The organism is Nitratidesulfovibrio liaohensis (assembly GCF_011682075.1).
Classification (GTDB): Bacteria; Desulfobacterota; Desulfovibrionia; order Desulfovibrionales; family Desulfovibrionaceae; genus Cupidesulfovibrio; species Cupidesulfovibrio liaohensis.
In genome coordinates this window covers 1-5,625 of the sequence record NZ_VSMK01000159.1, presented here as the reverse complement: position 1 = coordinate 5,625, position 5,625 = coordinate 1, and the positions used below count along the sequence as shown (strand labels likewise).

At 66.6% G+C, this 5,625-nt stretch carries 5 protein-coding genes and 1 pseudogene; 2 read left to right on the top strand and 4 right to left on the bottom strand.

Annotation, left to right across the window (positions count from 1 at the left end; translation table 11 throughout):
• The 3 genes from FVW27_RS20605 to FVW27_RS06655 all read right to left on the bottom strand — a co-directional run.
• Positions 1–234 (bottom strand): hypothetical protein (locus tag FVW27_RS20605; RefSeq protein ID WP_424991854.1); only part of this gene is annotated, 234 nt, incomplete at its 3' end.
• Between the two features lie 165 nt (positions 235–399).
• Positions 400–768, bottom strand: a complete 369-nt coding sequence (locus FVW27_RS06660) for an ArsR/SmtB family transcription factor (protein WP_167123775.1) — start codon at positions 766–768, stop codon at positions 400–402.
• Between the two features lie 204 nt (positions 769–972).
• Positions 973–2,001 carry an NAD-dependent epimerase/dehydratase family protein gene (locus FVW27_RS06655; RefSeq protein WP_167123773.1) on the bottom strand — a complete coding sequence of 343 codons (1,029 nt, stop codon included), beginning with the start codon at positions 1,999–2,001 and terminating at the stop codon, positions 973–975.
• A 593-nt stretch (positions 2,002–2,594) separates the two neighbouring features.
• Between FVW27_RS06655 and FVW27_RS06650 the strand changes: the two genes are divergently transcribed.
• Together FVW27_RS06650 and FVW27_RS06645 are read left to right on the top strand one after the other, a co-directional pair.
• Complete coding sequence (locus tag FVW27_RS06650; RefSeq protein ID WP_167123771.1) at positions 2,595–3,716, top strand: glycosyltransferase family 4 protein; 1,122 nt, start codon at positions 2,595–2,597, stop codon at positions 3,714–3,716.
• A 224-nt stretch (positions 3,717–3,940) separates the two neighbouring features.
• Positions 3,941–5,290 carry a TIGR03013 family XrtA/PEP-CTERM system glycosyltransferase gene (locus tag FVW27_RS06645; protein WP_167123770.1) on the top strand — a complete coding sequence of 450 codons (1,350 nt, stop codon included), beginning with the start codon at positions 3,941–3,943 and terminating at the stop codon, positions 5,288–5,290.
• Positions 5,291–5,465: 175 nt separating this feature from the next.
• On the opposite strand, the pseudogene FVW27_RS20875 reads toward FVW27_RS06645, so the two are convergent.
• Positions 5,466–5,625: pseudogene (locus FVW27_RS20875) on the bottom strand (hydrogenase expression/formation protein HypE); the annotation flags it as partial.

Sequence of the window (5,625 nt, the reverse complement as noted above, 5' to 3'; positions counted from 1 at the left end):
CGCCTGCGGGGCAACGGGCTGCAAGGGTCGCAACCCGGAGGCAAGGGCGCCGGTGGCTGGTGCGCTCCCGGCGGTCATGCAGGCGCATCCGGATGCGCCGCCCGCCGTGTCCGGCCGTGCATCCTGCCCGAGCGGTCCCTGCGCCGGTTTGCCCGTTGGCATGTCCGCCAGCGTATCCCCGGGTACTGCGAACGCGCCCGTGTCCTTGCCGCCGTTGCCGTGTCCGTTGGTCATAGTCGCGTCCCTTTCCGCTTGGTGGCGGACCGCACCACGCCGGTCGCCAGTTGCCCATTTGGCGTAATATGCAAATTCTGTCGCAAAAAAATACGCGCGCTTGCCCGGCTGTGCAGCCACGCACGGTCATCAGCCAGTCGCCATCATCGGCCCGGAAGCGGCCAGCTAGTCTCCAGACCGCAGGGCGGCCAGCCGGGCCAGGTCCTGGGACAAATCCTGGGCGGCCTGGTCGATGTGCCGCCCCGTGCATTCCAGAAAGGACCGCACGCACCCCAGCACCAACGAATAGTAGACGTTGGCCCCGCGCTTCTCGTCGCGCACCACGCCCGCCCCTTTCAGGATGGACAGGTGCTTGGACACCGTGGAAACATCCGAACCCACCAGCGCCTGCAGTTCGCACACGCAGCGCTCGCCGCGCGTCAGTTCCTCGACCATCAGCAAGCGGCTGGGGTGGCCCAGCGCCTTGAATATCTCGGCCTGCGCCTCGATGAGCCTGCGGTGGGCGGCCGTGCGTTGCGGTTCAATCATTTGCATGTTTCGCCAAATACTCCTCCGGGCCGAACTTGGCAAGCACCCATTCCCATGCCCAACCGACAAATCCTGCCGCCGAAGCTGGCCGCCGTATCCGGCCACCGCACACCGGATGCCCAAACGCAGAAGCCCCGCCGCAATGTCTGCGGCGGGGCGAAACGGGCAATGCGATCACTGGGGCCGCGCGGGGTAGCCCGCGCATCGCGTCTACTTCAGGTTGGCGGCGTACCAGTCGCCGGACAGGCGCAGCCCCTGGCGCACGCTGTACACCGGCTCGTACCCCAGCCGGGTGTGGGCGCGGCTGATGTCGGCCAGGGAATGGCGCACGTCGCCAAAGCGGAATTCACGGTGCTCCGGCTTGGCCGTGGCGGCTTCCGGCTTGTGGCGGCTGACTTCCTCGCGGATCAGGTCGAACAGCTGGTTCAGGTCGGTGCGTTCGCCGAAGGCCACGTTGTACACCGTGTTCAGGGCCGCCTCGTCGGTGGCGGTGGCGGCCAGCAGGTTGGCCTGCACGCAGTTGTCGATGTAGCAGAAGTCGCGGCTGGTCTCGCCGTCGCCGTTGATGAACACCGTCTCGCCGCGCAGCAGCGAGGCGAACCACTGCGGAATGACCGCGGCATAGGCGCCAAAGGGATCCTGCCGCTTGCCGAACACGTTGAAGTAGCGCAGGCCGATGGCCTTCATGCCGTAACAGGTGGCGAACACGTCGGCGTACAACTCGTTGACGTACTTGGTCACCGCGTAGGGCGACAGCGGCTTGCCGATCTTGTCCTCGACCTTGGGCAGGGTGGGTTCGTCGCCGTAGGTGGAACTGGACGCGGCGTAGACGAAGGTCTTCACCTTGGCGTCGCGGGCGGCCACCATCATGTTCACGAAGCCCGAAATATTGCTTTCGTTGGCCAGGATGGGGTCTTCGATGGAGCGCGGCACGGAACCCAGGGCGGCCTGGTGCAGCACGTGGTCCACGCCTTCGCACACCTCGCGGCAGTGCTCCAGGTTGCGGATGTCGCCTTCCTTGAAGCGGAAGTTGCGCCACAGGTCCGCGCCCACGATCTCGCGCACCATGTCCAGGTTGCGCTGGTAGCCGGTGGCGAAGTTGTCCAGCCCCACCACCTTCTGACCATGCAGCAGCAGCGTTTCCAGCAGGTTAGAACCGATGAATCCGGCAACTCCGGTGACAAGCCAGGTGCGGGGGGCGGCTTCCAGTTCCTGCATCAGGGCGGTATAGCGGGTCATGATGGTGTATCCTCCCTAGGGAGTGGCGGTTTCGGATGGAATGACCATTGTACGTGCGCCGGAATGCCGCGTCAAAGGATGGCGCGCCGGGCGGCGCAGCGCCATGGCGCATGCCCGTGCGGCGGCGGGGTGGCTTTCGGCCCTCCGTTGCGGGCTGAAGCCCTTGGGGACGGGTTTGGCGCGCACCACCGCAACGTGCGCGCTTCTACTCCCAACGTCACACCCTGTAAAGGGGCGGCGCGGGGGGCATGCCGCGCGGCACGAAATGTGTATGGGTTTAGCCGGATACGGACCCGGCGGCAGGAAGATGACGCTCCGGGCGAACCCCATCCCCCGCCCGCCTGCCGGTAGCCCTGTCGCGCAGGGGGTGTCCGGTCCGCACGGGCCGCAAACGCAGCCCGGCCGCCCGCCGCGCGGCCCCCTTTTCAGCGTGCTGCCCACCTGTTACAAGGTGCGCGTTCTTCCGCCCCCCGCACCGCGTGCGCCAAGGGCGGGGCAACACTTCCCCGGCGCCCTGCCGGGACCTGCGCCCGGCACGTCCTGTACGAACAACAGAACAGGCACGATCGGGCGCGCAGCCAGCGAGGCTCAAGATGAAGGTCGCCATTCTGGGCAATCAGGCCCGGGCCATGGTCAATTTCTGGAGCGTGCTCATACGCAGGCTCCGTACGCTGGGGCACGAGGTGCTGTGCATCGTGCCCGACGCCGATACCGACACCGAAGGCCGCGCCGCCCTGGAAGCCATGGGCGCCCGCGTGGCGGGCTATCCCCTGGACCGCAAGGGGCTGAACCCCGTGCGCGACGCCGCCACCTTTGCCGCGCTGTACCGTGTCTTCCGGCAGGAACGGCCCGACGTGGCCTTCTGCTTCACCATCAAGCCGGTCATCTACGGGGCCACGGCGGCGGCGCTGGCGCGCGTGCCCGCCCGCTACGCCATGATCACCGGGCTTGGCTACATGTTCGAGGCGGACTCCCCGATCAAGCGCGTGCTGACCAAGGTGGCCGCCCTGCTCTACCGCGTGGCCCTTGCCTGCGTGCGCACGGTGTTCTTCCAGAACATGGAGGACCGCCGGGTGTTCGAAGACAACCACATCATTCCGCACGGCACGTCCGTGGCCATGTGCCGGGGCACCGGGGTGGCGCTGAACCACTTTGCCCAGGCGGAACCGGTGCTGGACCCGCCGACCTTCCTGCTGGTGGGTCGCCTGCTGGAGGCCAAGGGCCTGCGCGAATACGCCGGGGCCGCGCGCCTGCTGAAGGCGAAACATCCCGACGCCCGCTTCCGCGTGCTGGGCCCGCCGGAAACCGGACCGGGCAGCGTGCCCCTTTCCGAGGTGGAAGGCTGGACGCGCGAAGGAATCATAGAATATCTTGGTCAGACCCGCGACGTGCGACCGTACGTGGCCGACGCCAGCGTGGTGGTGCTGCCCTCGTGGCGCGAAGGCACCCCCTGCTCGGTGATGGAAGGCATGAGCATGGGCCGTGCCGCCGTGGTCACAGATGCCCCCGGCTGCCGCGAGGTGGTGGAGGATGGCGTGAACGGCTTCCGCGTGCCCCTGCGCGACCCCGAGGCGCTGGCCGCCGCCATGGAGCGGTTCATCGCCGACCGCAGCCTGATCGCCCGCATGGGGCAGGCCGGGCGGCGGCTGGCGGAAACCGAATTCGACGCCGACAAGGTGAGTGAGCATATCCTGCGGGTCATGCGCCTGGCGTAGGGCTGCCTGCCGATTGTCCCTTCGCCCGTCGGGTCCGCTCCGAAGGGCGCGAAGCGTGGCCGCTGGGCGAGCCCGCGAGCCCGACGGCTGTGGCACTCCCTAATGGCAAGCTCGTTTTCCTTGTCAACGGACGAAAATCCCAATTTGGAAACAGCCTCTGTAGCTAGCAAGGGCGCAGCAGTCCCCCGCGACGAAAGATTTCCCATCCATTCCGGGAGGAATGCGTGAACGACAATATCCGCAACAGCCTGTTCCGTCTGCTGGATGCCCTGTGCATCCTCATCGCGCTGTACGCCATCGGCGAAATCATGCTGCCGGACGAGTACAGCGTGCTCATCGACTATACGGGCGCCTCGTTCTTCACCACCTTCTTCTTCCTGCTCTCGTTCTACGTGCTGGACTGTTACTCGGTGGGCGAGGAAGACTTCCGCGATTCCGTGGCCCGCGTGGGCGTGGCCTCGGTGCTGGGGGTCATTGCCACCGGCTTCACCTTCTATTCGTTCGAAAGCTGGCGTTTCGACCGGGCCACATTCCTGTTGCTGCTGGTGCTGGTGGTGGCCATGTGCCTTGCCTGGCGCATGGTGTGGCACCGCATCGGCAAACGCTTCACCACGCGGCAGAGGGTGGTGCTGGTGGGCGTGGACCGCGCGGGCAAGGTGCGCGCCCTGCTGGCGCAGAGCATGCCCCACGCCGAAATCCTGGGGTACGTGGGTGAAGGCGGCATCGACGCCGACGCCGGACCGTGCCTTGGCCCCTCGTACGATCCGCTGGGGGTGGCGCGCAGCCACGGCGCCACCATGCTGGTCATGCTGCCCGACGCCCCGCTGGACGAGGACATCGCCCGCGAACTGCTGCGCGCCAAGCTGGGCGGACTGATGGTGGTGGATATCCGCACCCTGTACGAACACGTGGCCGGGCGCATTCCCGTCAGCCTCATCCGCGACGAATGGCTGCTGATGGAAGACGGCTTCAACCTGAACACGCAGGGGTCCATGCAGCGCCTGAAGCGGGTGTTCGACGTGCTGACCTCGTTCGTGCTGCTGGTGCTTACCCTGCCGATCATGGCCGTTGCCGCCCTGGTCATCCGGCTGGAATCGCCCGGCCCGGTGATCTACAGGCAGAAGCGCGTGGGCCTGCACGAAAAGGAATTCACGGTGCTGAAGTTCCGCTCCATGACCGTGGATGCGGAAAAGAACGGCGCGGTGTGGGCGCAGAAGGGCGACACCCGCGTGACCAAGGTGGGCAAGTTCATCCGCAAGGTGCGCATCGACGAGTTGCCCCAGCTGTGGAACGTGCTGCGCGGCGACATGTCGCTGATCGGCCCGCGCCCGGAACGCATGCAGTTCGTGCGCGAACTGGAAAAGGTCATCCCCTACTTCTACGTGCGCCACACCGTGAAGCCGGGCGTTACCGGCTGGGCGCAGGTGTGCTACCCGTACGGCGCCTCCATAGAGGACGCCCGCTACAAGCTGGAATACGACCTGTACTACATCAAGAACATGTCGCCCCTGCTGGACCTGAAGATCGTGCTCAAGACCGTGGGGGTCATCCTGTTCCCCAAGGGTGCGCGGTAGGCTTCCGCTTTTCCGCAAGATGAAGAGCGCCACCGGGTTGTATGCCCGGTGGCGCTTTTCGCTTACCCCAACCAGCACGTTTGCGGGGTGAGAGCACGAGAGAGGGGGGCTTTTCAAAGCCCCCCTCTCTCGTATGCAATCTTTTCTTCTCTTCTTCTTTCCCGCCCCGCCGCCGTCAGCAGATGCGCGGCAACTGCTCGCCCTCCAGCATGGAGAGCAGGCGGTGGCCGCCCATGGGCGTTTCCAGGATGATCTGCCCGGCGCGGCCCGGCCCGGCCCCATCGGCGGCCAGCACGGTGCCGATGCGGGCGGCGTCCGCTCCAAGGGGGCTCTGG